This window comes from Mesorhizobium sp. ISC11, assembly GCF_037162595.1.
Lineage (GTDB): Bacteria > Pseudomonadota > Alphaproteobacteria > Rhizobiales > Rhizobiaceae > Mesorhizobium > Mesorhizobium ciceri.
The window spans coordinates 1,707,308-1,732,815 of the sequence record NZ_JAVSPW010000001.1 but is presented as its reverse complement, the minus strand read 5'-3'; the positions used below and the strand labels follow the sequence as shown (position 1 = coordinate 1,732,815).

General features: G+C 62.3%; 22 protein-coding genes and 2 pseudogenes. 18 read left to right on the top strand and 6 right to left on the bottom strand.

Annotation, left to right across the window (positions count from 1 at the left end):
* Positions 1–57 precede the first annotated feature (57 nt).
* The 4 genes from RPF88_RS08780 to RPF88_RS08765 all read left to right on the top strand — a co-directional run bounded on the left by RPF88_RS08780 (position 58) and on the right by RPF88_RS08765 (position 3,774).
* Entirely contained in the window at positions 58–903 is an 846-nt protein-coding gene (locus RPF88_RS08780; RefSeq protein ID WP_224674370.1) for an ABC transporter permease, read from the top strand.
* Entirely contained in the window at positions 900–1,730 is an 831-nt protein-coding gene (locus tag RPF88_RS08775; RefSeq protein ID WP_084016098.1) for an ABC transporter permease, read from the top strand. Before RPF88_RS08780 ends, RPF88_RS08775 begins: the two co-directional genes overlap by 4 nt.
* 68 nt (positions 1,731–1,798) lie before the next feature.
* Complete coding sequence (locus RPF88_RS08770) at positions 1,799–2,818, top strand: ABC transporter ATP-binding protein (RefSeq protein ID WP_337122187.1); 1,020 nt, start codon at positions 1,799–1,801, stop codon at positions 2,816–2,818.
* 11 nt (positions 2,819–2,829) lie between these two features.
* A complete protein-coding gene (locus RPF88_RS08765) occupies positions 2,830–3,774 on the top strand; it encodes a GlxA family transcriptional regulator (RefSeq protein ID WP_224674368.1) in 945 nt (314 codons plus the stop codon).
* A 900-nt stretch (positions 3,775–4,674) separates the two neighbouring features.
* Here RPF88_RS08765 and RPF88_RS08760 read toward each other — a convergent pair.
* From RPF88_RS08760 to RPF88_RS08750, 3 genes are all read right to left on the bottom strand, one after another.
* The gene (locus RPF88_RS08760) at positions 4,675–5,559 is read right to left on the bottom strand and encodes a choline kinase family protein (RefSeq protein WP_245321872.1); all 885 of its coding nucleotides are present in this window, start codon (positions 5,557–5,559) and stop codon (positions 4,675–4,677) included.
* Between the two features lie 64 nt (positions 5,560–5,623).
* Entirely contained in the window at positions 5,624–6,700 is a 1,077-nt protein-coding gene (locus tag RPF88_RS08755) for a phosphotransferase (RefSeq protein ID WP_064994901.1), read from the bottom strand.
* 140 nt (positions 6,701–6,840) lie between these two features.
* Positions 6,841–7,605 carry a DeoR/GlpR family DNA-binding transcription regulator gene (locus RPF88_RS08750; RefSeq protein WP_337122186.1) on the bottom strand — a complete coding sequence of 255 codons (765 nt, stop codon included), beginning with the start codon at positions 7,603–7,605 and terminating at the stop codon, positions 6,841–6,843.
* Positions 7,606–8,112: 507 nt separating this feature from the next.
* On the opposite strand from RPF88_RS08750, the gene RPF88_RS08745 reads away from it, so the two are divergent.
* The 5 genes from RPF88_RS08745 (at position 8,113) to RPF88_RS08725 (ending at position 15,156) form a co-directional block, all read left to right on the top strand.
* On the top strand, positions 8,113–9,666 hold the full coding sequence (locus RPF88_RS08745; RefSeq protein ID WP_064994903.1) for an ABC transporter substrate-binding protein: 1,554 nt from the start codon (positions 8,113–8,115) through the stop codon (positions 9,664–9,666).
* A 56-nt stretch (positions 9,667–9,722) separates the two neighbouring features.
* The gene (locus RPF88_RS08740; protein ID WP_337122185.1) at positions 9,723–10,712 is read left to right on the top strand and encodes an ABC transporter permease; all 990 of its coding nucleotides are present in this window, start codon (positions 9,723–9,725) and stop codon (positions 10,710–10,712) included.
* Positions 10,712–11,626: an ABC transporter permease gene (locus RPF88_RS08735; protein ID WP_064994905.1), complete on the top strand. Its 915-nt coding sequence runs from the start codon at positions 10,712–10,714 to the stop codon at positions 11,624–11,626. Before RPF88_RS08740 ends, RPF88_RS08735 begins: the two co-directional genes overlap by 1 nt.
* Positions 11,623–13,494: a dipeptide ABC transporter ATP-binding protein gene (locus RPF88_RS08730; protein ID WP_224674365.1), complete on the top strand. Its 1,872-nt coding sequence runs from the start codon at positions 11,623–11,625 to the stop codon at positions 13,492–13,494. The genes RPF88_RS08735 and RPF88_RS08730 overlap by 4 nt, the downstream gene beginning before the upstream one ends.
* Positions 13,495–13,572: 78 nt before the next feature.
* Positions 13,573–15,156 carry a GMC family oxidoreductase gene (locus RPF88_RS08725; protein ID WP_198327523.1) on the top strand — a complete coding sequence of 528 codons (1,584 nt, stop codon included), beginning with the start codon at positions 13,573–13,575 and terminating at the stop codon, positions 15,154–15,156.
* A gap of 462 nt (positions 15,157–15,618) precedes the next feature.
* On the opposite strand, the pseudogene RPF88_RS33375 reads toward RPF88_RS08725, so the two are convergent.
* Positions 15,619–15,924: pseudogene (locus RPF88_RS33375) on the bottom strand (alpha-hydroxy-acid oxidizing protein); the annotation flags it as partial.
* Positions 15,891–16,241: an alpha-hydroxy acid oxidase gene (locus RPF88_RS33370; protein ID WP_442921271.1), complete on the bottom strand. Its 351-nt coding sequence runs from the start codon at positions 16,239–16,241 to the stop codon at positions 15,891–15,893. The gene RPF88_RS33370 and the pseudogene RPF88_RS33375, both read right to left, overlap by 34 nt.
* Positions 16,242–16,721: 480 nt before the next feature.
* Between RPF88_RS33370 and RPF88_RS08715 the strand changes: the two genes are divergently transcribed.
* Positions 16,722–16,913 (top strand): TetR/AcrR family transcriptional regulator, encoded by a 192-nt coding sequence (locus RPF88_RS08715; protein ID WP_318014167.1) that lies wholly within the window; start codon positions 16,722–16,724, stop codon positions 16,911–16,913.
* Positions 16,892–17,104: a hypothetical protein gene (locus tag RPF88_RS08710; protein WP_337123930.1), complete on the top strand. Its 213-nt coding sequence runs from the start codon at positions 16,892–16,894 to the stop codon at positions 17,102–17,104. Before RPF88_RS08715 ends, RPF88_RS08710 begins: the two co-directional genes overlap by 22 nt.
* Before the next feature lie 29 nt (positions 17,105–17,133).
* On the opposite strand, the pseudogene RPF88_RS08705 reads toward RPF88_RS08710, so the two are convergent.
* Positions 17,134–17,487: pseudogene (locus tag RPF88_RS08705) on the bottom strand (monovalent cation/H+ antiporter subunit A); the annotation flags it as partial.
* Positions 17,488–17,708: 221 nt separating this feature from the next.
* Here RPF88_RS08705 and RPF88_RS08700 point away from each other — a divergent pair.
* The 7 genes from RPF88_RS08700 to RPF88_RS08670 are packed head-to-tail and all read left to right on the top strand — an operon-like array spanning position 17,709 to position 25,433.
* On the top strand, positions 17,709–18,365 hold the full coding sequence (locus RPF88_RS08700; RefSeq protein WP_337122184.1) for a cytochrome c3 family protein: 657 nt from the start codon (positions 17,709–17,711) through the stop codon (positions 18,363–18,365).
* Positions 18,349–21,324: a TAT-variant-translocated molybdopterin oxidoreductase gene (locus RPF88_RS08695; RefSeq protein ID WP_337122183.1), complete on the top strand. Its 2,976-nt coding sequence runs from the start codon at positions 18,349–18,351 to the stop codon at positions 21,322–21,324. Before RPF88_RS08700 ends, RPF88_RS08695 begins: the two co-directional genes overlap by 17 nt.
* The gene (gene nrfD, locus RPF88_RS08690; protein WP_337122182.1) at positions 21,317–22,696 is read left to right on the top strand and encodes an NrfD/PsrC family molybdoenzyme membrane anchor subunit; all 1,380 of its coding nucleotides are present in this window, start codon (positions 21,317–21,319) and stop codon (positions 22,694–22,696) included. Before RPF88_RS08695 ends, nrfD begins: the two co-directional genes overlap by 8 nt.
* Entirely contained in the window at positions 22,693–23,223 is a 531-nt protein-coding gene (locus tag RPF88_RS08685) for a DUF3341 domain-containing protein (RefSeq protein ID WP_084016186.1), read from the top strand. The genes nrfD and RPF88_RS08685 overlap by 4 nt, the downstream gene beginning before the upstream one ends.
* The gene (locus tag RPF88_RS08680) at positions 23,220–23,762 is read left to right on the top strand and encodes a c-type cytochrome (protein ID WP_337122181.1); all 543 of its coding nucleotides are present in this window, start codon (positions 23,220–23,222) and stop codon (positions 23,760–23,762) included. Before RPF88_RS08685 ends, RPF88_RS08680 begins: the two co-directional genes overlap by 4 nt.
* Positions 23,759–24,913 carry a hypothetical protein gene (locus RPF88_RS08675; protein ID WP_337122180.1) on the top strand — a complete coding sequence of 385 codons (1,155 nt, stop codon included), beginning with the start codon at positions 23,759–23,761 and terminating at the stop codon, positions 24,911–24,913. The genes RPF88_RS08680 and RPF88_RS08675 overlap by 4 nt, the downstream gene beginning before the upstream one ends.
* Positions 24,906–25,433, top strand: a complete 528-nt coding sequence (locus RPF88_RS08670) for a hypothetical protein (RefSeq protein WP_337122179.1) — start codon at positions 24,906–24,908, stop codon at positions 25,431–25,433. Before RPF88_RS08675 ends, RPF88_RS08670 begins: the two co-directional genes overlap by 8 nt.
* The last annotated feature ends 75 nt before the right edge of the window (positions 25,434–25,508 follow it).

The following is a 25,508-nucleotide window of genomic DNA, read 5'->3' as shown; positions in this document are numbered from 1 at the left end:
CTCGCCGTGCACCGTGCGGACGGAGGAGCCGTGTTCAATCGGGCGGGGCCTGTGCCAATGCGAAAGTCGATTACACTTTACGGCCTGACATTTTCGCTGCCGATGCTGGTCTGGCAGGTGCTGTTCTTCCTGGCGCCGCTTGTCTTTCTGATCGCTCTCAGCTTCTGGACGGTTAAAAACTTCCGTATGGAACCGGATTTCAATCCGGACAACTGGCTAAGGATGCTTGGCCGTGGCGTCTTCTGGAACGCGTATTTCCGCACGCTATGGCTATCCGCCACCGCCGCGGTTATCACCAGCGCACTGGCATTCCCTTGCGCCTACGGCATCGCCTTCAAGCTGTCCGAAACGGCTCGGCGCTGGGCCGTGTTCTTGATGGTCATACCATTCTTCACCTCTTATCTGGTGCGCGTCTATTCCTGGCAGATATTCCTGTCCGACAATGGCATCATCAACGCACTGCTCACCCATGTCGGCGTCGGCCCATTCGGGATGCTGAATACGACGTTCGGCACCATGATCGGTTACCTGACCTTGAGCTTCCCGTTGGTTGTGCTTCTGCAATTGTTCAGCCTCGTCTTTGTCGACAGAACGCTGATCGAGGCCGCCCACAATCTGCGCTGCGGGCGGCTGCGCACCGTGTTCGAGATCGTCGTGCCGGCGGCAAGGGTCGGGCTGGTGATCGCGGCGCTGTTCTGCTTCATTCTCACCTTCGGTGATTTCGTCAGCCCGCTTTATCTTGGCGGCGGCGATCCGCCAACGCTCTCGATCCTGATCACCGATACGACCAAGTCTGGCCAGCAATGGCCGCGCGCTGCCGTCATCGCCCTGACCATGATTGCGACGCTGCTTGCGGTGGCGTTCGCGGCCGTGAGCTTCGCCTACCGAGAGCGCGGACGATGAATGACTTGAACCGCAGCCGGCTGGTCGACTGGGCGCTGAAACTCTACATCGTCATGTCATTCGCCTTCATCTTCGCGCCAATCGCGGCAAGCTTCGTCTTTTCGCTCAATGTCGACCGCTTCCCGTCGCTGCCGCTTGGTGGCTTCTCAACCATTTGGTACGAGGCTGTCTACGCCGACCCGCTGGTCTGGGAGGGCCTGCGCAACACCTTGATCGTCGGCGCCACCGTCTCGGTCTTGGCAACTGCGATCGGGTTTGGCGCCGCCTATACCGATTTCCGCTACAAATTCTTGGGCAAGCCGCTTTATGTGGCGCTGGCGCTTCTGCCGCCAACCATACCTGTGGTCATCCTTGGCCTCGCCATGCTGGCGTTCCTGTCGAACGTCAGTCTGTCGGGTGAAATCCACTCCGTCATCATTGCCCATGTCGTGATGTGCGCTCCCTTCGCCATGGCAATATGCCGCCTGCGCCTGTCGCAGATGGATCCCTCGCTGGAAGCGGCGGCGTGGAACCTCGGCGCCTCCGAATGGATGGCCATGCGGCATGTGATCGTCCCTTTCTGCCGGCCAGCGATCTTCGCCGCACTCTTCATTACCATGGCAGTGTCATTCGACGAATTTGCCGTCGCCTGGTTTGTATCCGGGCTGCACGAAACGCTGCCGGTCAAGGTTCTCGGCTTCCTGCAGGGCCAGGTCAGCCCGCGCATCAACGTCATCGGCACCTTCGTCTTCCTGGCTTCGATGACCCTGGTGGTCCTCGCTCAACTCCTCCTCATGAAACGCAACGTCGCCCAGATCGGTGGCGGCAAAGCGGAGACCCAGACATGACCGAAGAAGCTCTCGTCGTCTTTGACGGCGTGGTCAAAAGGTTCGGCGCCTTCGTCGCCGTCGAACGCATGGATCTCGATATCCGCAAGGGCGAGTTCTTGGCCATCATGGGGTCGAGTGGCTGCGGCAAGACGACGACGCTCAGGATGTTGGCCGGACTCGAGGCGCCGACCGAGGGCGAAATCCGCTTGGCTGGCAAACGCATCAACGATTTGCCGACCTGGCGTCGCGACACGCCAATGGTGTGGCAGAGTCTGGCGCTGTTCCCCTTCCTGACCGTGCGCGAGAACGTCGAGTTCAGTCTGCGAATGCGCGGCGTCGACAAGGCGGAGCGCACCCGGCGCGTCGACAAATGGCTGGAGCGAATGCAAATCACAGAATTCGCCCAACGCAACGTTGCGCACCTTTCCGGGGGGCAGCGCCAGCGCGTGGCGCTAGCCCGTTCGCTGGTGACGGAACCGGGGATCCTGCTGCTTGACGAGCCGCTATCGGCGCTCGACGCCCATCTCAAGGTTCGCATGCAGACCGTGCTGTCGAACCTGCAGAAGGAACTAGGCATTACCTTTGTGTATGTGACACACAGCCAGTCCGAGGCTTTTTCGATGGCCGACCGGGTCGTCATCATGAGCCGTGGTCGTATCGAACAGATCGGCAATCCGCAGGAAATCTACCGGGCTCCGCGCACACGGTTCGTCGCGGAATTCCTGGGCTCATCGAACGTCTTTGCCGGCAAGGTCTCCGGGGTCACCAGCGATGCCGTCAGGATCGCCACGCCATCTGGCGAGTTTGACGTCGCGCCGAACCCGGCAAAGGCATTGGCTAAGGGTGACAAGGCGACGTTCGTCGTGTCGGGTGACCGCGTGCAGTTGAACAACCGCCAGCCGGCTACCAGCAACGCGATGCGCGCCTCAGTGGTTGGCGAGGAGTTTGTCGGTGCCACCGCCGTCATCCATCTCGAAGGGGTCGATGGCATCGAACTCAAGGCACAAAAGAGCCATGACGAGTTGGAGCAACTGAATTTAATGCCCGGCGCTACGATCTGGGTGTCGTGGCGCGCCGACGCCGGCCACATCCTTCCTGGGGAATAGGAGGATTGGTATTGCGTTTTGGCTTCCTGCTCGCCCGAAACTTTACGCTTTCCCCACTGTCGCTGTTCCTCGACACACTGCGCCTCGCCGGCGATGATGACGACCGCAGCCGGCGTGGGAAGTTCGACTGGCAGATTATTGGAGAGAAGGGTCTTCCAATCCGCTCGAGTTGCGGCGTTGAGTTACTGCCCACTAGGCAAATCACCGATCCGCAGGAATACGACAATATCGTCGTTGTGGGGGGATTGCTTAGCGGCACGCAGTACCTCAGCGGCGAAAAGGAGGCCTTTCTCCGACGGGCCGCACAGCGTGATATGCCTCTGACGGCTTTATGCACCGGGAGCTTCGTACTGGCGCACTATGGTCTGCTCGACAACTATCGAGCCTGCGTGAGCTGGTTTCACATCAAAGATTTTCGGAACACTTTCCCGCATGTTCGGGCGCACGCGGACACCTTGTTCTCGATCGACGGAAACCGCGCCACCTGCGCTGGGGGCGCCGGAGCAGCCGATCTTGCAAGCCACTTTGTGTCGAAGCACGTGGACAATAGAGCTGCTGAGAAGGCTGCAAAAATACTGATTCTCGATAGAATCAGAACAGGCCGGGACGTTCAGCCAAACGGCGAGCTTTTCTCCAAGGCCAGGAGTCGCCATTTAAGGCGAGCCTTACTTCTGATGGAGAGCAACCTGCAGGAGAAAATTACTGTAGAAAGCTTGGCAGCTAAGCTTGGGATTTCGCGTCGCCAGCTTGAGCGTTTATTTGCCACGGAAGTGCAAACCAGCCCGATGGTGGCATATCTCGCGATACGTCTGCACTATGCAGGAACGCTTTTGGAAACGAGCGATCTCCAAATTGGAGATATCGCCTATAGGTGCGGGTTTCCAAATGCCGGCCATTTCAGCCGTGTATATCGTCAGTACAAAGGCATTACGCCGTCAGAGCTTCGACGAGCCTAGGGGAAGGCATCCTATCGAGGACCTTCGGCCCAAGCAGGGCGTCCAACTCAATGGGCAATCGGTACCTGTTAGAAATCAAATCTTCAGGATAGCTCCGGCATCCATGCCTTACCCGACGATCGGATGATCGGACGGAACCGTTAGGAGAAGCGGTTCTAGAGGCCGATATTTTTGTCGCACCGAGTGCACCTCGACGAGCAGGATGACCCTGCTGTAACTGCTGAAGTTGACCGACTTCTGGCGCGTCGCACGCGCGACATCCGCCTCAAAGAAAAATCTACAACAGTTCCAAACGCCTATAGATCGCAAACGGAGAAGATCATCGGTGCCTGGATGATCCGGGGCACGTTGTTGGACGTGTCGACGCTGGCGTTCAACATGTTGCTGTTTCCAAGGTCGATCGCGCTTCCATGCTCGTGCCCGGCGCGATCATTTCACCCGTCTTAGCCGCGCGGACCTACGCTGCTTTGCTTCGATCCATACGATCAGCGATCAGCGAGCCCGCTATGGTCGTCCTGCTTGTCTGGCGAAAACCGCGAGCGCGCTGGTTTAGGGGGGTCGGAGCTGTGAATATCGGCATGCCGGCGCTCCCGTCAGTTGGGTGGGCGTCCAAGTCCAGCTTTGGAAGGAAAGGAAAGCCTGGTCGTGACCGATACCAAGCGTCGGCCGGACCATACTCGTCGCTCCAATGGATGGGAAGCGCAGGCACCAACCACGGCCACGGGCGGTGTGCCGACCGTCTTCTGGCAGTCCGACGGCACAGCCTACGCATTGATGGTCTCAGTAGCCGGACCGGATCGAGAGACAGGCGAAACGGTGCAAGTAGCTGCGCGGGCAATTGGCTCCGAAATTAGGGCTCATCGCGAGACGCCCGAGCCTCGAGTCAGGAGGTGGCAGCCCCTACAGAGACATGAGGGCGCGGTCCCAATACGGGTTCCGAAGGGTCGAGCGCAGGCGCATCTGCTTCCAGGCGCCATATTTGTAGAAGTCGAAGTCGATGCTCGAGGTTATGTTCTGGATCATGCACCACAGCGACCATTTCAGGTCGCCCAGCATCTGGTAGACAAGCATGCGCGCCCTGATGCTGGCCTCGACACGACCGAAATAACATTCGATCGCCTCATCTTGCATTGCATCGCTCAGGACCATTTCCCCGCACCAGGTGGCGAGATCGCAGCATCGGTCGTTGTTCGACGCGTATTCGAGGTCAACGATGACGATTCTGCCGTCCTCCGTCAGCAGGAAGTTGGCAGGCGCCGGGTCGTTGTAGCAGGGGACGATATCCAAGCCCGACGCTTCCAGCGCGGCCCGCGCCGATAGGTACTGCGCATGGATGGCAGGAAAATCGTGCGAGAACACGCCGCCAAGCTCACGCAACTGGATGATATGCTCTTCGATCATGTCGAAAAGGGTCTTGGTCAAGCCGAGCGGGGCGGAATCGTTGAAGGTGCGGAACAGCTTGATGGTGCGCGTCCTGATCTCCGCGGAGTGGAAGTCGCGCGTCGTGCAGGGGCGCGACCGCTCGACGAAGTCGCAGATTTCGACGCCGCGGTCACTGAGATCATCGTAGGTGCGGGGCCCGATGCCAAGCAGGTGCGCGCGCCTGCCTGCCTCGAGCGAAGCGCTGCGATCGATGAACTTCTCGGTTCCGGGGCCGGGCATCTTCAGGAAGAAGGTCTGCCGTTCACCTCCGATCCTGATGTGCCAATTGGAATTGCTGAAGCCGCCGAAGATCGGCCGGTAATAGATATCCTTGCCCTGCCATGCCGGGACCATGGAGAGCATTGTCTCCAATTGTCGCTCGGAGGATGAATGGCCTTCCCCGCACTTCCGTTCCATGACAGGGTTCTCAGACCATTCTCGCATACGAGCCGAAATCGACGCTTCCGAGCGCGGCGCGGCAGCGGATGAAGCGCCAGAACCCGTATCGGTAGAACTCGACATCTTTGCGTTGCGAGGTGGCGTCCATTACGAGACCCCAGAGACCCCATGCGAGATCGTCGGCGATCGCGTAGAGACGCGCGCGACGGAGACTTCCCGGCCTGGGCGTGCCTTCGAACATTTCGAGGGCCGGGAGGAAATCCTTCTCGTCTTCGAAAACTTCGTTGATCAGGATCCCGATCTCAAAATAAGGGTCGACGTTGCCGGCGCCGTCAAAATCCACGAGTTCGATCCGACCATCCGGCGCGATGAGGATGTTCGAGGCCATGCCGTCGGCATGGGAGGGCACACTGTCGACCCCCGACGCGGCGATCATGCGCTCAAAGCGCAAAACTTGCTCGAACAGGACCGGAAGGTCGGCCGGAGCCTGAGCCACGGCCCGGTCGCATTCCTGCTTCAGCGCGCGGATCCTGTCGAACGGCGACACCGGGATCGTGAAGCGCGGTCCACCGTGGATCTTGCGTTTGACGCCGATCACGTCATTGAGGACGTCCAAATTTTTCAGGTCGCTGACACGGGCGGTCGCCCAGCCGTTGCGATATTCCATAATGCAGGTCGCGCGCCGCGCATCGATGGCAAGGACTTCGGGCGCGCAGTTGAGGCAGGCCGCCTTGCGTTGCGCATCGAAGGATGCGGCCGCATCGATGAAGCGGCGCTGGTCGGGCTGGATGGTTTTGAGCAGGAGCGACGGATGTTGGCCATCGACCGAGAGAAGCAGGCGGGTGCTGTCCACGCCGCGATGCGACGGGACGAGGATGCCAGGCTCCATCTCCTGTGCCGATCCGCACAGCTGCGGTCCGGCACCAGAGGAGGCGGGTTGGTCGGGCATTGCCAGACAGAAGTCGTCGGGCACCGTGAGGTCATCCGCTACATGGGAGCGGAGTTCTTGCGTTGCCGCCCGGAGGCGATGAACGTCCATCGGGCCGATGCGGCGAGCCAAACCCTTTCGCGACAGAGCAATTTCCATGAAGGCAGCGGAACCCATGTAATCCAAGTAAGCACAACCCGCCGGCGACGGCCGGTCCACGAAAGGGAGCGGGGGAGGCGCGCTAGCAGGAAACGCAATGCTATATCTATGCGGGCCTGAGTAAAGTGCCGACTTGTCCTATCGGCGCCGAGGCGCTCTCAAACGCGGATGAGGTCGACGCCCAGTTCGGCGAAGCGCTGGACGAATTCTTCGCCGACGCCTTTAGTTGTGATGACATGGTGGGCGTCGCCGAGCCCGAAGGCGCGAACCGAGCCGAAGCGCCCGAACTTCGATGGGTCGGCCACCATGACGGTGGTGCCGGCCTGACGCCTTGCCTCGTCGTGAAGGGCGACCTCGTCCTCGCCGAAGCCCATGAAGCCGTGGTCGACGTGGACGGCGCTAGCGCCCATCAAAGCGAGATCGAACCGGTGTCCGTTCAGCGCCATGATGGTGGAATGCCCGAACGTTGCCTGATATTCCGGCACCATTGGACCACCCAGCACGCGCACGCTGGTGCCCCAGCCGTGGGAGAAGAAATGCGCCGCGATCGCGATGGAGTTCGTGAAAATCGTCAGGTCCTGATGCTTGTGAAGGTGCTTCACGCAGGCCAGGGTAGTGGTGCCCGAACTGACGAAGATCTTCATGCCGTTCTGGACCAGGCTGGCGGCCTTTTCGGCAATCAGGTTCTTTTCCGGCGCATTGACCCGGTTGCGCTCGCCGAACGGCTTGTCGCTATCGGCCGGCGTGAGTACCGCGCCCCCATAGACGCGCCGGGCAAAGCCATTCATTTCGAGTAATCGCAGATCGCGTCGGATGGATTCCGGACTGACTTCGAGGCGATCGGCGAGCAGATTGACGCTCGCGCGCTCATTCGTGCGCAGTATTTCGAGAATCTTTTCCTGCCGAAACCCCGAAAATCTCATGGACCGAATCTGCCTGTAACCATTTGAGTCATTGCCGACCTTAGTTAATTCCGGCCGCGCCGGACAACTACGACAAAGCCGTTTGCGTCCAGGGACGCAAAAATTCTCGCGTCAAGCTAGGCCACATCGGCAAACCAGTCAAATCCCACTTAAATCCGTCAAATCAGCAGATGCGTCAGCAACCTTTCCGTTTCAGGCGTTTGCAAAGAAATCTGATTTTTCACAGCAGAGCCGATCGGGGCCTTGACCCAAGTCTGATGTGCCGATATTGGTCGTTTTGACCGATTTGTGTAATTTGAGAGACTGGCAAAATCGGTCAGACGCGGATCTCGCGTCCTCAGCCGTTCAGGGTTCTGGGCGGTCAAGGGTTCGTCCAGCATTGGGGCGACGCGCGCCATACCGCGCGGCAAACCATTGAGTACGTCTGATTGGGGCGGCATCGACCGGCCATCGAAACAAACCGTCCGTTTGCAGCACAACTGAAGGTCAAAAAGGGGAACAGGATCAATGATTACGCGTAGAGACATTATGGTTGGCGCGGGAGCGCTTGGCGTGGCCGGCGTGCTCGGCAAGGTCGCCGTGCCGGCCAATGCGCAGGGCAAGAAGTCACTCGTGCTCGCGTCCATGGGACCCGTCACAGGTAATTGGGATCCGACCTCCCACACGACCCTCGGTCAGGGCAATTTCGAAAAGTTTGTCTTCAATGCGTTGACGCGTGCCCCGATGCGGGACGGCGAGGCGGACCTGCTCGAACCCGCGCTGGCGGAAAGCTGGAAGCTGATCGACACCAACACGTTCGAATTCAAGCTGCGCGACGGCGTGAAATTTCACGACGGAAAGGAATTCAGCGCCGAGGACGTCAAGGCGACGCTCGAATACTCCTGCGACCCGGCCCGCCCGGCCGCTTCCTTTTGCCCCGGAAAGGTCGATGTAGAAATCGTCGATCGCCTTACGGTGCGACTGCACACCGAGAAGCACGGCTATCCGGCATCGGCTTGGTGGTTCATTTCAAGCGTCATCCCGATCCTCTCTGCGAAGGATGTTGCTGATCCGAAGATTCTGCAAAAGCGTCCGAACGGCACGAACGCCTTCAAGTATGTCGAGACCAACGGCGACAAAAATATTCTTCACGCATATGACGACTTCTTCGGCGGGCGTCCGAAGATCGATGAGGTCGTCTATGCCTATGTTCCGGATGCCAACACGCGGGTTCTCGGCCTCCTGAACGGCCAGTACCACATCGCCGAACGTCTCGAGCCGGAACAGTACGCATCTCTCGCAGGAAATCCGAAGGTCACCACTCGCAAGGGTCTCACGACCGAGAACAAATATCTGCATTTTCGCTGCAACAAGGCGCCCTTCGACGATCCGCGCATCCGCCTGGCGGCATGCCACTCGATTGACCGCAAGCAGATTCTCGAACTGATGGGTGAAGCGGCGCTCGAGTCAAGCTGTTACGTCTCCCCGATGAAGTTCGGCTTTACCGACATCAAGGGATATCCAGACTACAATCCCGAGGAAGCGCAGCGTCTGCTTGCCGAAGCTGGCTTCCCGAACGGGGCGGGGCTGCCGCAGCTCGAATATATCACATCGATCGGCTTCTATCCCAAGACCAAGGAGTATGGCGAATTGATCGCCGCGATGCTCCAGGAGCAGGGCTTCAATGTCCAGTTGACGGTCCTCGAGCCGGCGGCCTGGGAAGTGGCGATCTATCGCCGCGCCGACGGCCAAGGCCAGGGCCATATGTGCGACGTCGGCTGGATGACGCCATCGCCTGAGCCGGACCTCGTCCTGCGGCCCAACTGGCATTCCAGCGCGGCGCTGATTTCAGGCATCAACGATCCCGAGATCGACGCGGTCCTGGACAAGGAGCGCAACGCGCCCAATCCGGAACAGCGGCTGAAGATCCTCACCGAGGAGACCTTCCCGACGATGGCCAAAAAAGTCCCGAGCTTCTCCTTGTTTTCTGCGCTCACCTTCCACGGCGCCGCCAAGAACCTCGAAGGCGCGGTCTATCTGCCCTACGGGCCGATCGACCTATCGAAGGCGGATCTCGTCTAACCCTTGGCCAGCAGCGTCGCCATGCGGCGGCGCTGCTCCTTTGTGAGCCTGCCGAAATGCTTTTCGCCATAGACTTCTTCGTTCGCCGTCTCGCGCAAGGCGTGATTATCGTGGCGGGCATCGCCCTGTTGATCTTCACCCTGCTACGGGTGGTGCCCGGCGACCCAGTGCGGCTGATGCTCGGCCCGATGGTTTCGCAGTCCGTGGCGGAGCAGACGGCCAAGGAGCTCGGCCTGCGTGATCCGATAATCGTCCAGTTCGGGCGGTATATGGCGCAGGTCGTTCGCGGCGATTTCGGCCGATCCTTCGTGCGCAGCGCCCAGGGCGGCAGCACTGGAGGCTCACGCGGCGAATCAACCTTCGATGCCAGCAACCGGGCGCCGGTCATCGAGCTGATCGGCGCGACTTTGCCCTACAGCCTGCTGCTTGCGGGCCTTGCCTTCCTGATCTCACTGTCGATCGCGGTTCCGCTCGGCATCTGGGCGGGCCTTAACGCGGGCAGGGCGCCCGACCGATTCGCGCTCTACCTGAGTTCGGTCCTCGTCTCGCTGCCCAATGTATGGCTCGGACTGGTGTTCATTTATCTGTTGTCGGCCAAGACGGGCTGGCTGCCTGCAATCGGCTACGAGAACTGGACCTATGCCATCCTGCCGGCCTTGGTCCTGGCGGTGGAACTGATCCCGATCATCGTCCGGTCGCTCTCGGTTTCGGTCTCCTCCAACCTCCTCGAGCCCTATGTCTATGTTGGCCAAATCCGCGGGTTGACGCGACGGCGCATGATCTCGGCGCATGTTCTGCGTAACTCCGGGATACCCCTTCTGAACGTGTTGGGCATCCAGGCGGTCGGACTGATCCTCGGCTCGCTGTTCGTCGTCGAATACCTCTTCAACTATCCGGGGATAGGCCTGCTCATGATCAATGCGGTGTTCCAGCGCGATTTCCCGATCATCCAGGCGATCGCGATCTTCGCCTGCGCCGGGCTCGTCGGTGTGAACATCCTCGTCGATTTCGCTTCGACCACGATCGACAGAAGGCTCCAGTACTGATGTCCGAACACACCATCGTCGAAGAGGACGTCAGCGTTCCCCAAAAAGCCCGAAGCCTCGGCGCTAATATCTTCCTTCAGGCTTTCAAGACGCCGGAGTTCCGGGTCGGGGCGGTAATTTTCATCGCCGTGATCCTGCTCTCGGTCGCCGCGCCGGGCCTGCTCGGACTTTCCGCGACGAAGTTCAATGTCGGCCTGAAGTTCTCGCCCCCCTGGCCTGCCGAAGGCTCGGTCTGGCCTCACGTGATCGGCACCGATCAGCTCGGCCGCGACCTGCTCGCGCGTTCGCTGATCGGCCTGCGGAACGCGCTGATGATCGGTATTACGAGCGTGGTGGGCATGTTCGTGCTCGGTTCGGCCGTCGGGATGCTGGCCGGCTATGTCGGTGGCTGGACCAATCTGATCCTAATGCGCATCACCGATGCCCAAATGTCGATTCCGGTGATCATCCTGGCCATCACCATCCTCGGCGTAACGCGGCCGACGCCGCTGACTGTCATCCTCGTCTTCATCCTCGCGGGATGGCCCGGCTACGCCCGCGTGGCGCGCAGCGTCACCATGTCGGAACGGCGCAAGGAATATGTGCGTGCGGCCAAAATCCTGGGCGCATCGGACCTGCGCATATTGCTGGTGCATATCGCGCCTAACATCCTGCCGCCGATCGCGTTCGTCGCCGTGCTCGACGTCGCACGAATGATGATCTTCGAAGCCATCCTCGGCTTTATCGGCATCGGCATCCAACCGCCCACGCCTACATTCGGGACGATCATCGCCGACGGCACCAAGTATCTCCTAAATGCGTGGTGGATCACCACCATTCCCGGCCTGCTGCTGGCGATATCGCTGTGCAGCATCAACCTCATGGGGGGTGCCCTTGAACGCTCCCGCAACAAGCTACTCCAAGGTGTCGTATGAGCGGGGAGAGTGCCAGCATTATAGAGGTTTCAGGCCTGTCGGTCGATCTAGCGCTGCAAGGCGGCGCAAGGCGCGCTGTTCTTCGGGACGTCAACCTCTCGGTTTCCCAGGACGAGGTCCTCGGCATCATCGGTGAAAGCGGCTCGGGTAAGACAGTCCTGTCGCGCGCACTCGTCAACTGGATAAGTCCGCCGCTGGTCGTGACCGGTGGGACGATTGCCTACCATGGCCGCAACCTGTTCGATCTCGCGCCCGCCGAGATGCAGAGACTGCGAGGGCGCAAGGTGGCCTATATTGGCTCCGACCCCGGCAGCGCGCTCGATCCGACCATCCCGGTCGGACAACAGATCATCGAGAAGCTGCGCGCCGTCGAGCCAGGCATTTCGACGGCGGAAGCAAAGGCGCGCGTGCTTCGTGTCCTCGACGCGGTCCGCATTCCTTCGCCAGCGCAGCGCTTCCAAGAATTTCCTTTCCAGTTCAGTGGCGGGATGATGCAGCGCGTGCTGATCGTCGATGCCCTGGTCACCAACCCTGACCTGCTCGTCGCCGACAACATCACGCAGCCGCTCGACGTGACCGTCGCCGCCCAGATTCTTCGCCTGCTGAGGGATCTCCAGCGCGATTTCCGCACGGCGGTCATCTTCGTCTCCTCGGCGCTCGGTGTCGTTAACGAGATCGCAGACAACGTCCTTGTGCTCGCCGATGGCCGCGTGGTCGAGTGCCAGGAGACCCGTAAACTGATCGACGACCCCCAGCACAACTATACGCGCAACCTCATCAAGAGCGTGCCGCGCATCTGGGACGCTGAGCGGGTCACCGCCGCGCCGGCCTTGGCCAAGGACGACACACGCGAGATCATCCTTTCGGTCCGCGACGTCTACCGTTCCTACGCAACCAAGGACCGTGAGAGGCTGTTTGCGTATCGGGTCGTCCAGGCCGTCCGGGGCGTCTCCTTCGATGTCTACAAAGGCGATAATCTCGGCATCGTGGGCGAATCCGGTTGCGGGAAGTCGACGCTTTCGCGTCTACTCAGCCGCCTCGAAGCACCCAATCGCGGCCAGATCCTGTTCAAGGGCCAGGACATCGCGCATCTCGGCCGAAAGAAGCTGCTTGATCTGCGCCGTCGGTTCCAGCTCCTGCTGCAGGATCCCTACAACGCCATCCCGCCACATTTGGCCATTGGCCGGACGATCGCCGAACCGCTGCGCATCCATGGCGGAATGAGCGCCAAGGAGATCGGCGAGAAGGTCGCCTACACGATGAACGAGGTGGGGTTGCGCCCCGAGTTGACGGACAAACTGCCGGTAGGGCTCAGTGCGGGCCAGCGGCAACGCGTCAACATCGCCCGCGCCATGGTGCTGGACCCGGAACTGCTGATCCTCGACGAGACGCTGTCGGCACTCGACCAAGTGGAACAGGGCAAGCTGCTCGACCTTTTCGAGCGCCTGCAGGCCCGCCACGGCATGACCTACATCTATATCTCGCACGATCTGAGCATGGTGCGCCGCGTCTGCAATCGCGTGGCCGTCATGTATCTCGGTCGCATCGCCGAACTCGCCGGCAATGAGGCGACTTTCTTCGATTCCGGCCATCCCTACACGCGGGCACTGCTCAGTGCGGTTCCGGCGATCGAGCACAAGCCCTACGACGCGGCGACCTATCTCCTGGAAGGCGAGCCGCCGGACCCCATCGACATCCCTTCCGGCTGCACCTTCCGCACGCGCTGCCCGTTCGCATTTGACCGCTGCGCAACGGAGGATCCGGCGCTGCTGAAACGACGCGACGAGGATTATGCCGCGTGCCATCTCGTCGAGGCCGGCTTGTCGGCCCCAAGGCTGATGCCCGCGCTCGATCTGAGCGGCCCGTAACAGCGGCGCAGTCCCAGACCGCGCCGGGCCCCCTAACCCCGGCGCGGTGCCCCGCAATCCCGATGAGGCAAGCGTATCATGGAATTCGACTATATCGTCGTAGGTTCGGGCAGTGCGGGTTCACCGCTTACAGCAAGGCTTGTCGAAAAGGGCGCGAGCGTCCTTCTCCTTGAAGCGGGCAAGCGCGAGAAGTTACATCTTACGCGCATACCGGCTGCGCTCATGTATACGATCGGTAACAACCGCTACGACTGGAACTATGTGACTGAGCCGGATCCCAGCCGCAACGGCCTGCGGGAATCGTGGCCGCGAGGGCGCGTGCCCGGCGGATCTTCGGCCATCAACGGCATGATCTTCATTCGCGGCGCCGCTGCCGACTACGACGCTTGGGAGGCGTTGGGAAACAAGGGGTGGGGCTGGAGTTCGGTTCTGCCATATTTCCGCAAGATGGAGACTGCCGATAACGATAAGGATAACGCCTATCGCGGTGGCATGGGACCGTTACGTGTATCAGCCCTGCGATGGAAGCACCCCTTATCGGCCAAATTCATCGACAGCTTCGTGAATGCTGGCGTGCCCCTGAACGCCGACCTTAACGGAAGGTCCCACGAGGGTGTCGCTTGGAATCAGGGCTCCACCAGAGGCGGCATTCGTCATTCGGCATTCGACGCGTTCATCGTGCCTCGCCTCGGTGACGCCAAGCTCACATTCATGGACGATGCGTTGGTTGAGCGCATCGTGCTGGAAGGCAATCGGGCTATCGGCGTCGACATCCTGCGCGGCAGCCAGAAGATGCAAGCCAAGGCACGGCGCGGCGTAGTCTTGTCAGCCGGATCCATCAACTCGCCGCAGATACTGATGCTCTCGGGCATCGGCGATCCGGACCAACTGGTCCGCCATGGGATTGGCGTGCGGGTAGCAAGGCCCGAGGTCGGCCGCAACCTGATGGAACATCCGGGCCTCTATGTCCGTGCGGAGATGGACGTCAAGACGGGGAATGCCTTTGCATCGCCGATCGGACGGGCAAAAGCGTTCGCCGAATGGATCCTTTCGCGAAACGGCGTGTTGAGCGTGCCCACCGCCCAGGTGCTCGCCTTCCTGAAATCCACGCCGGACAGGGAAATGCCGGACCTCCAGTTTCATCTCTTCCCCTTCGGATATTTCAACGACAACGGCCGTTTGCACGTGCCGACGCGCAACCTTGTTACCATCCTGGCCAACGTCAACTATCCCAAAAGCACCGGCTACCTCGAGCTTCGTTCCAGCGACCCGCGACAGTCGGTGGCAATCTATCCGCGCTTGCTCGACCATCCACACGATATTGCCTGTGTGCTGCGCGGCTTGGATTGGATACGGAAGCTAGCCTCGACGCCCCCGTTCGGCAGCCATGTGCGCGAACTCATCGACGTGCCGGCTGAAGGCGCGGGGCCTGCGGCGGACGAAGCCTATGCGCGCAAGGCCACGGTGCCGTTCCTGCATCCGGTGGGCACTTGCCGGATGGGACCAGACGAAAGCGCAGTCGTCGACCCGCAGCTTCGCGTACGGGGCACCGAAGGGCTCTGGGTCGCGGATGCCTCGATCTTCCCGCGTCATATCGCCGGCAACACCAACGCGACGGCAATTATGATTGGCGAGCGCGCGGCCGACCTCATCCATCCCTAGCGGAGAAACTGGTACGAGGCGCAGACGCGACGAAGAATTCCGCGCCGCTCTCGACCGCTTTATGACGTCGCCTGCCAGAAACGTTGTGCCGAGGCAGCCGAGTCGCCCCACGGCATGGGCGGCAAGCAGCCGCACAGGGCGTAGGCCCGAAATTGTGTGCAATCCTTCGGCTGGCCGGGGCCGCCCTTCTCCTCGGTGCCACACAGTGGCAGTCGTCGCGACGTGAGGGGCGGCGGCAGATACCACCGCGACGGCCGCCATCCGGCCAAGCTTCGCTAATCCAGCACCCGCTCGTCGACTTCATCGATACGTCGTGTGCCGGTCAGCGCCATGGTGACGGACGGTTCCTTGCGAGGGATCTCGATGGCGGTCGCCACCGGACTCTCCGCCGGCCCCAGACGCCTGGCCGGACCGCACGCCGCCGTCGAACAGCACTTCCGTTTCGGAGCCTACCGCTTCAACGATTTTCGGCAGCTTCGAGATCGTTGAGGGCGCGCCATCCAACTGCCGGCCGCCATGATTGGACACCACGATCGCGGTCCCACCGGCCTTGCTGCCAGTACGTGAATCGTCCACGTCGAGAATGCCCTTGAGGATGAGCTTGCCGGGCCAGATGCTCCCGATCCACTCGCGTTTTGCCAGTTGAGCGTGAAATCGAATTGATGCGATACCCAGTCCCCCAGTTCCTTGACGCCTTGCTCGCCTTTCACATGGCCGGCGAGATTGCCGAACGTTTAGCGCTTGGCGGTGAGCATTCGCCAGGCCCAACCGGGTTTGGTCGCTATATCGAGAAGATTGCGCACGGTCAGAGACGGCGGAACCGAGAGCCCGTTCTTGATGTCGGCGTGGCGCTGTCCCAGCACCGGCAGGTCGACCGTGAGCACCAACGCGCTGCAGCGGGCAGCCGCTGCGCGCTCGACGAGCGAACGCACGAAGCCGCGGTCCTTCATCACATAGAGCTGGAACCAGAACGGCTTATCGACGGCCTCTGCAACGTACTCGATCGAGCAGATCGCCATCGTTCCGAGCGTGTAGGGGACACCGGCAGCCTGTGCGGCGCGGCAAGCGAGAATCTCCCACTGCATCCCGCCAATGCCGATCGGTGCCGATGCTATTGGTAGCGATGCCTTTTAGCCGAGGATAGTTGTTCCAGTGTCCCGTCGCGAGACGTCGACCAGCAAACGCTGGCGAAACGTCAGGCGCTCCAGATCGGGCGCTGTTGGCGCGCAGCGTCTGTCCGGAATAGGCGCCGGCCTCGACACAGTCGAAAAAGGCTCGCGGAACGCGGCGGCGGGTCACCTGACAGAGGTCCTCATGCAGGTCAGGAGCGCAGGCGCCGGTGAAGCCTTGGTCCGGTCGCCCAGGGTTGTGGCTTCCGTGAATTGTTGGAGATCGGGCACTGCGGTGATCAGCCTGTCCATTCTCGGCTCCCAACGAATATTAGACAATCGCTGGTCCATTGAATGTCGAGACCGCACGGATATGAACTCATTATCGAGTATACATTCATCGGCGTTAGCTCCGTGCGCCGATCCTCCGACCAGACCAGGCCAGCGATATTGCAGGTGGCTTTCAAGCCCTTTCGCCGCCGGGGATTCTTTCGCGTCGGCATGGACGAGACCGCAAGCACCGCTGGCGTCACCAAGAAGACCCTCTACTACCACAGCAAGGACGGCATCGACCTGTCAGGAGGTGCTGAGCAACTGGTCGACAAGCTCTTCGGTGGACTGGCCACATGGTCGTCCAAGCCACCTTAGGCGGGGTCGGGATTACGCGGCTGGCAATCGAGCTTGCCCATCTCTCGGGGCATCCCGCGCGTTCGATGGCGCGTCAGCACAAGGCGCTGATGGAGAAGCACTTGGCGACCCTGCTCGCCGAAGCTGACGTGCCATCGCCCGGCGAGCGGGCGCGCGAGCTGTTCCTGCTGATAGAAGGGCGATGGTCATGATCCTGGTCCATGGCGACGCTTACGATGAAGCGGGCACCTCTCCATGAGACCACCACCAGCACACGCTCGAAGACGCGCTGAGACAGCTGAAGTAGGGCGGGCCGTCCTCGCACCGCGCCAGATAGTTCTTCAGCAGCAGATAGAGGATTGCGCCACCGGCAAGGGCCAACACGCTCATGAACAGAGGAATTGTGAACCCGTGCCAGATAGCCAGACTTACTGTGGCATCGCGGGTCCTAGGACGGAGGTGACGGCGGTGTGGAGGAACGGGCCAATGGTCAGGCCGGGTACGGTCCCAACCAGGAGGCAGGCGAGGACAAGAAGTTGGATCGGAAACCGCATGAAAACGGCGGTTCGTGAGGCTTGCGAGGCAGATCGCCCGGCAGCAACCCGTGCGCTACAACAGCCATATCTTTCTTCCAGCTGGTAACGAACCGTGACGGATTCCAAACGCCTTAACCGGCGATCGCTTCGCGCGAAATGTCGGTTACGAGTTATTTTGATCACCTTCCCGTGAGCAATCTACCGGCTCCGGAACTTCCGCGGGGCCTCTCAGTTGGGCGCCATCACGTCGGTCCAAGTTCAAATCATTCTGGGCGAGGGGATGCCGCAAATCTTTGCAAGGAGCGCCAATGGCATCACCCGGTTCGTGCTGTGGGGCGGGGTGTGCACCATGCTTCTGGTTGCGACCGCCGGCACGGCGCTGCTGCGCTCGAGCTTTTTGACCGGCGTCGGCGAGGCAGCGGCACAGCCGGTCCCTTTCAGCCACAAGCACCATGTCGGCCAGCTCGGCATCGATTGCCGCTATTGCCATAACGGCGTTGAGACGTCCAATTCAGCCGGGCTGCCGGCGACCGAAATCTGCATGACCTGTCATTCGCAGCTCTACACCAATGCCGCCATGCTGGCGCCGATACGCACCAGCCTTGCCAGGAGCCAGCCGCTGCATTGGCAGAGGGTCAATTCGGTTCCGGACTTCGTCTACTTCAATCATTCCATCCATGTGAACAAGGGCGTCGCCTGCGAGACCTGCCACGGCGCGGTCGACGACATGCCGCTGATGGCGCGGGCCGAGCCGCTGAGCATGGAATGGTGCCTCGGCTGCCACCGCGATCCCGAGCCCAATCTGCGGCCGCCGCAGGACGCCTTCCTGATGCACTGGAACCCGCCGGAGGATATCGCGAAAATCCGACAGTCGCTCGTCAAGCTGCTTGACGTCCATCCCGAGACCATGACCGACTGCTATGTCTGCCACCGCTGACAGGGACCCACCCGCCCGGTCCGCCGGTTCGCGCCGTCCGTCGGGCGCCGGCGATCTCTGGCGCAACTTGGACGAAATGGCCGGTACGCCGGATTTCCGCCGCTTCATCGAAGCCGAGTTCCCTTCGATCGCCGAGCGTCTGCCGCATAATCTCGACCGTCGCACGTTTTTGAAGCTCGCTGGCGCCTCGCTCTCGCTGGCCGGCTTGACCGCCTGCGGCCGGGCCGAGGACATCGTGCCGTATGTGCGCCAGCCGGAGAACGTCATTCCCGGCCGGCCGCTTTACTATGCGACGACGCTTTGCAGCGGCGGCTACGGCATCGGCGCCGTCGTCGAGAGCCACGAAGGCCGGCCGACCAAGGTGGAAGGCAACCCCGATCACCCCGCCTCGCTCGGCGCCACGGATGCCGTTATGCAGGCTCAAGTGCTGGCCCTGTTCGATCCCGACCGCTCGCGTACCCCGCTGAAGAATGGCGAGCCGGCGTCCTACAGCGATTTCCTGGCGGATATGGCCAAGCTCACCTCCGACTGGACGGCTTCGGGTGGGAAAGGCGCGGCGCTGCTCGTCGAGACCGGCACTTCGTCGACGATGAAGGCGCAACTCGACGCGCTTCGCAAGCAATATCCGGAACTTCGCATCTATCGCCACGATCCGCTTGCCGCGACCGCCGACGAGGAGGCCGCGACGAAGCTGTTCGGCCGGGCATTGACGCCACTCTACCGCTTCGACCGCACCCAGGTGATCTGCTCGCTGGACGCGGATTTCCTCGGTGAAGGGCCGGGTGCGCTCGCCTATTCGAAGCAGTTCGCGGCGCGAAGGCGTGTGCGCGAGCCGGGCGACGCGATGAACCGGCTCTATGCGGTGGAGTCGACGCCGACCATTACCGGCGCGGCCGCCGACCACCGCCGGGCGGCAAGGCCAAGCGAGGTGGAGGCAATCGCGGCCGCGCTGAATGCCGTGCTGGGAGGTGAGGGTGCTGCCGGCGCAGCCGACCGGCAGTGGATTGCCGCCGTTATCGACGATCTCAAGGCCGGCGGCCGCAACGCCTTGGTCGTGCCCGGATCGCAGCAGACCGCCTTCGTCCACGCGGTGGCGCTGGCCATCAACGGCCGGCTCGGCGCCTTCGGCAACACGATTGATCTCATCGAACCGCCGCATGCGGTCCCTGTCGATGGCGACCTATCCGATCTCGGCCAGGCGATCTCGCACGCTGCAATCGACACGGTCGTCGCGCTTGGCGCGAACCCGGTACATACCGCGCCTGCCGGCCTCGATGCGAAGAAGACGTTCGGGTCTCTGAAACTGCTTGTCCATTTTGGCCTCTACCGCGACGAGACGGCGTTCCTGGCGCAATGGCATGTGCCGGCCGCACACGATCTTGAAAGCTGGAGCGACCTGCGCGCCTTCGACGGCACCGCCTCGATCGTGCAGCCGCTGATCCTACCGCTGTTTGGTGGGAGGACCGTGCACGAAATCCTGGCGGCGCTTGCCGGCACGTTCGATGCCGACGCGCTGATGCTGGTGCGCCGAAATTGGGCGCAAAGCTTGGACGATGCCGGCTGGCGCAAGGCTTTGCGCGACGGCGTTGTCCCAGGCACCGCCGCCGTTCCCGCCGCGGTCCAGCCGCCGGCCGACCTCGCCGGCCTGCGGCCGCGCGCCGAGCCTGCCAAGGAGGTGGAAATAAGGTTCACGGCCGATCCCTTCCTACGCGACGGCCGCTACGCCAATTCGGCCATGCTGCAGGAACTGCCGCGCCCGCTGACGAAGATCGTGTGGGGCAATGCGGCGCTGGTCTCGCCGGCGACCGCCGCGCGCCTGAAGCTTGAGAACGGTCGGACGGTGAACCTCGCCCGCAACGGCCTCAGCCTCGATGCGCCGGCCTGGATCGTGCCCGGCCATCCGGACGACACGGTGACGCTCTCCTTCGGCTTCGGCCGCAAGGCGCCCGGTGCGGTGGCGCCTCTCGCCATCGGCTATGATGCTTTCCAGCTCAGGACCGTAGACGCGCCCTGGTTCGCTGACGGCGTCGCGCTTTCGCCCCGCGATCAGACGCAGCGCATCGTCACCACCCAACATCACAATGCGATGGAGGGCAGGGCGATCGTGCGTCACGCTTCGCTGGCGGAATTCGCGAAGAATCCGGATTTCGTGCGCGACGGCGTGCCGCCGGCGCCGGCCGAGTCCATTTATCCGGACTGGACTTACCATCAAGAAGCCTGGGCCATGTCGATCGACCTTTCGGCCTGCGTCGGCTGCATGGCTTGCGTCGCAGCCTGCCAAGCCGAGAACAACATAGCCACGGTCGGGCCGGACGAGGTCGCTCGTGGCCACGAAATGCACTGGCTGCGCATCGACCGCTACTATGCAGGGGAGCCGGAGGCGCCGGATACCTATTTCCAGCCGGTGCCCTGCATGCATTGCGAGAAGGCGCCGTGCGAGATCGTCTGTCCAGTCAATGCCACCGTGCACACCCATGATGGGCTGAACGCGCAGGTCTACAACCGCTGCATCGGCACGCGTTATTGCTCGCAGAATTGCCCTTACAAGGTGCGCCGCTTCAATTTCCTTGACTATCGCGAGTTCGACAAGGGGGAGGCCGGCCCCGAGCAGGCGGCGCGCAATCCCGACGTTAGTGTGCGCTCGCGCGGCGTCATGGAAAAATGCACCTACTGTGTACAGCGCATCAGCGAAAAGCGCATCCACGCGCAGATCGAGAACCGCCCGATACGGGACGGTGAGGTGGTGACCGCCTGCCAGCAGTCCTGCCCGACGAGAGCAATCATCTTCGGCGACCGCAATCTCACCGACTCCGAAGTTTCGCGGGAGAAGGCGGCGCCGCAGAGCTACGGGCTTCTGGAAGACCTGAACACGCGTCCGCGCACCACGTATCTGGGCCGGATCAGCAATCCGAATCCCCGCCTCGCCGGCGCCTCCAAAGCGGAGCCGGGCAATGGCTGAAGCGGCCACTCCCGCCCGCTCGGAAAAAAGGCCGCGGCGCCCGCCGGTGCTGGCCGGCCGGCACGATTTTCCCGAAATCAGCGGCCGCATCGCCTCCATCGTGCTCGGTGGCCGCTTGCCGCGCTATTTCTGGGCGGCATTTTTCCTGTGCTTCTTGCTGGTGCTGGTCTTCTTCTATTCGGTCACTTACTTGATCGTAGTCGGCATCGGCGGCATTGGGCTCAGCATCCCAGTCGCCTGGGGCACGATGATCTCCAACTTCGTCTGGTGGATCGGAATCGGCCATGCTGGCACACTGATCTCGGCGGTGCTCCTCCTGCTTCGCCAGCCCTGGCGCGCCTCGATCAACCGCTTTGCCGAGGCGATGACGCTGTTCGCCGTGGCGATGGCCGGACTCTACCCCATCCTGCATCTCGGCCGGCCGTGGTTCTTCTACTGGCTCTTGCCGCTGCCCAACACGCATATGCACTGGCCGCAATGGCGCAGCCCCCTGGTTTGGGATTTCGCGGCGATCGCCACCTACGCCACCGTGTCGCTGCTGTTCTGGTATATGGGCCTGCTGCCCGACCTTGCTGTGCTGCGCGACCGGGCGAAATCGCGCAGCGCGCAGATCTTCTATGGACTTCTGGCAATGGGCTGGCGCGGTTCTGCCTTCCATTGGGCGCGCTACGAGCAGGTTTACTATTTGATGGCGGCGCTGGCGACGCCGCTGGTGGTGTCGGTGCATTCGATCGTGTCGCTCGACTTCACCTTCGCCATTCTGCCCGGTTACCATTCGACGATCTTCCCGCCCTATTTCGTAGCCGGCGCGCTCTATTCCGGCTTCGCCATGGTGCTCACCATCGCGATCCCGCTGCGCTGGGCCTTTTCGGTCCAGGACCTGATTACGCCGAGGCACATGGACAATGCCGGCAGACTGATGCTCGCGTCCGGCATGGTCGTGTTGTACGGCTATGTTACGGAGGCCTTTTTCGCCTGGTACTCTGGCGAGGCTTACGAGCGAACCATGATGGCCGAGCGCGCCTTCGGCCCCTACGCACCGTTCTTCTGGGTGATGCTCGCCTGCAATTGCGGCGTGTTGCAACTTCTCTGGTTCCGCCGCGTGCGGCTCAATATGCCGGCGCTGTTCGCGATAGCGCTCATCATCAATCTCGGCATGTGGATCGAACGCTACGTCATCGTCGTCAGCGGCCCGAGCCGCGATTTCCTGCCGTCCTCCTGGGGCGAGCAGTCGCTGACCTGGCTGGATTTCGGCATATTGTTCGGCTCTATCGGAACCTTCTTCGCGCTGGTTTTCTTGTTCGTCCGCATCCTGCCAGCGATCACCATCTTCGAGGTCGAGGAATTGGCGCAGGAGGGCAGGGGGCAATGAGCCTCTACGGCGTCATCGCTACCTTCGCCGATGCCGACGCCCTGACGGCTGCTGCCCACGACATGCGCGATCGCGGCTACAGCCGCATGGATGCCTTCTCGCCCTATGCGGTGAAGGGGCTGGCCGAGGAGGTACTCGGCATGAGGAAAACGCGCCTGCCCTGGGTGGTGCTGGCCGGCGGCATCCTCGCCGCGCTGTTTGCTTACGGACTGATCCTGTATTCGGTAGAGATCGACTACCCGGTCAATGTCGGCGGACGGCCGCTGCATTCCTGGCCGCCCTTCGTCGTCATCGCCTTCGAGGCCGGCATTCTCGGTGCGGCGACGGCCGGCTTCATCGGTGTGCTCGCCGCCAACCGGCTGCCGCAATATTACCACCCTGTCTTCAATGCGCGGAGCTTCACCTATGCGCAGGGCGGCAAGTTCTACCTGCTGGTCGAGGCGGCCGACCCGAGATTCCGCAAAGCCGTCGTCAAGGGGCAATTGACCAGACTGGGCGCCGAAACGGTCGAGGAGGTGGAGGCGTGAGGCCGGCGTTCGCCCTCGCGCTCGCGGCCGCGCCGGCGCTTGCCGGGTGCCAGCAGCAGATGGCCGACCAGCCGCATTACGAGCCGCTGGAGGCGAGCAGCCAGTTCGCCGACGGCGCCTCGGCGCGCATGCCGGTGTCGGGCACGGTGGCGCGCAACGCCGAGCTTGCACCGGTGCCGGATGCCATCCCGCAACCGGTCACCATGGCGCTGCTGAACCGTGGTCGAGAGCGCTTCGATATCTTCTGTTCGCCCTGTCACGGCCGCACCGGCGACGGCCACGGCATGATCGTTCAGCGCGGCTTTCCGGCCCCGCCGACCTATCATCAGGAGGCGCTGCGCCGCGCGCCCGACCGTCATTTCTACGATGTCATCACCAACGGCTACGGCGCCATGTATTCCTATGCCGCGTGCGTTCCCCCGGCCGACCGCTGGGCGATCGTCGCCTACATCCGCGCGTTGCAGCTTTCCCGTCGCGCCGCCGCGGCCGATTTGCCAGAGCCGCTCCGCACCAAACTCAACGCGGAGGCGACGCAATGAAGATCGGCCTCGACAGGATCGACCGGCCTTTCCGCTGGATGCTTGCCGTAGCTGCCGTCGGGCTGCTGCTGTGTATACTCGGGCTGCTTCTTGGCGCGCAAGCGACGATTTGTGGATGGGTCACGATGGCCCTTTTCCTGCTCGGCCTGTCGCTCGGCGCCATGACGATCATGATGATCCACGGCCTGACCGGCGGCCGCTGGGGCGATGCCGCACTACCGCCGCTGAGAGCCATGGTCGCGACCCTGCCGCTGGCGCTCGTACTACTTCTTCCCGTGCTGGTCCGACCCGACTTCGTCTTCCCCTGGGCTGCCGATCCTGCCGCTCTAACCGAGACGGCGCGCCACAAGCTCGCCTATCTGAATGTGCCCTTCTTCCTCGTCCGCTTTGCAGTGTGCGTCATCGTCTGGTTCGTGCTGGCCTGGTTCCTGCTGGGCCCGACCGCGACCGTTCCCGTCAAGACTGCCCAGCAGCGCCGGGCGAGAAGCATGGGCTGCGCCGCCGGGCTGGTGGTTCACGGCTTTGCCGTTAGCGTCTTTTCCACAGACTGGATGCTGTCGCTCGAGCCTAACTTCTATTCGACCATCTACGGAATGCTGGAAGCCTCAGCCGAGACGATCGGGGCCTATGCGGTGGCCGTGCTGGTGCTAGCCGCGCGACGTTCGATCGAGACCATGCCCGGTGGCGCGGAGCGCGTGGAGCTGAGCGAAGACGTCGCCAATATGCTGTTCGGCCTGATGCTGACCTGGGCCTACCTCGCCTTCATGCAGTGGCTGATCATCTGGGGCGGCGACTTGCCCGTCGAAATCCACTGGTACATGGTGCGCGCTCGGAACGGCTGGCAATTCGTGCTGTGGCTGATTGCCTTGCAGTTCGTGCTGCCTTTCGCGGGCTTCCTCAGCCGCGACCTGAAGCGCAGCCATGCCGGCATCGTCTGGCTGGCCGCCATCACACTGGCCGGACATTTTGCCGATTTGCTGTGGCGCGTCAGGCCGGCCTTCGCCGGCTTTGGTCTGAGCTGGCCGGATCTGGCGGCGCTCGCCGGTGCCGGCGGGCTGTGGACGGCGCTCTTCGTGTTCGCGCTTCGGGAGCCGGAGCGCATCGCCGCCTGGCGCGAGCGGCTGGCGCGCGGGAGGTTCGCCAATGGCTGACGAACCTCGTTATCCCGAAACGCGGGACGTGTCATCGCGCGCGCTGCTGCTGTTCGGTGGCGGGCTGGTGCTATTCCTGGTCCTCACCGTGGTCGTGCTCAGGCTGATCTTCGATACCAATGCTTATTGGCCTCTGCCCGGCGCGGCCTGGCAGGGCAATGAGGCGACGCCGGCCATGCAACGCTTCCCGGCGATCGACCTCGCCGCCTTCCGTGATCGCGAGGACAAGGAACTGGCCAAGCTCGGCTGGGTCGACCGCGCCGCCGGCATCGCCCGCATTCCCATCGGAGATGCGATGGAACTGGTGGCCAGGAACGGCCTGCCGGACTGGTCGCGGCAACTGCCTGCTCGGGTTGGGGAATGCGCTTTTCTCGGCGAAAACGTGCCCCGCGCGCCGCAGGCGGCGCGGTGCCAAGGCCAAGCGGGGCAGGGCGAGGCGAAGCAAGTCCAGCCAATGCAACCGCACGACGGGGTGTCGCCGTCAGGGATTGCATTGCCGCATGGTGGAGCGCAGCCATGATGCGGTGGTTGCTCCTCCGATGGCTATCATGCGAAATTGGTGCCTGCTCTTTTGCGGAAGGTGCACACCCACCCC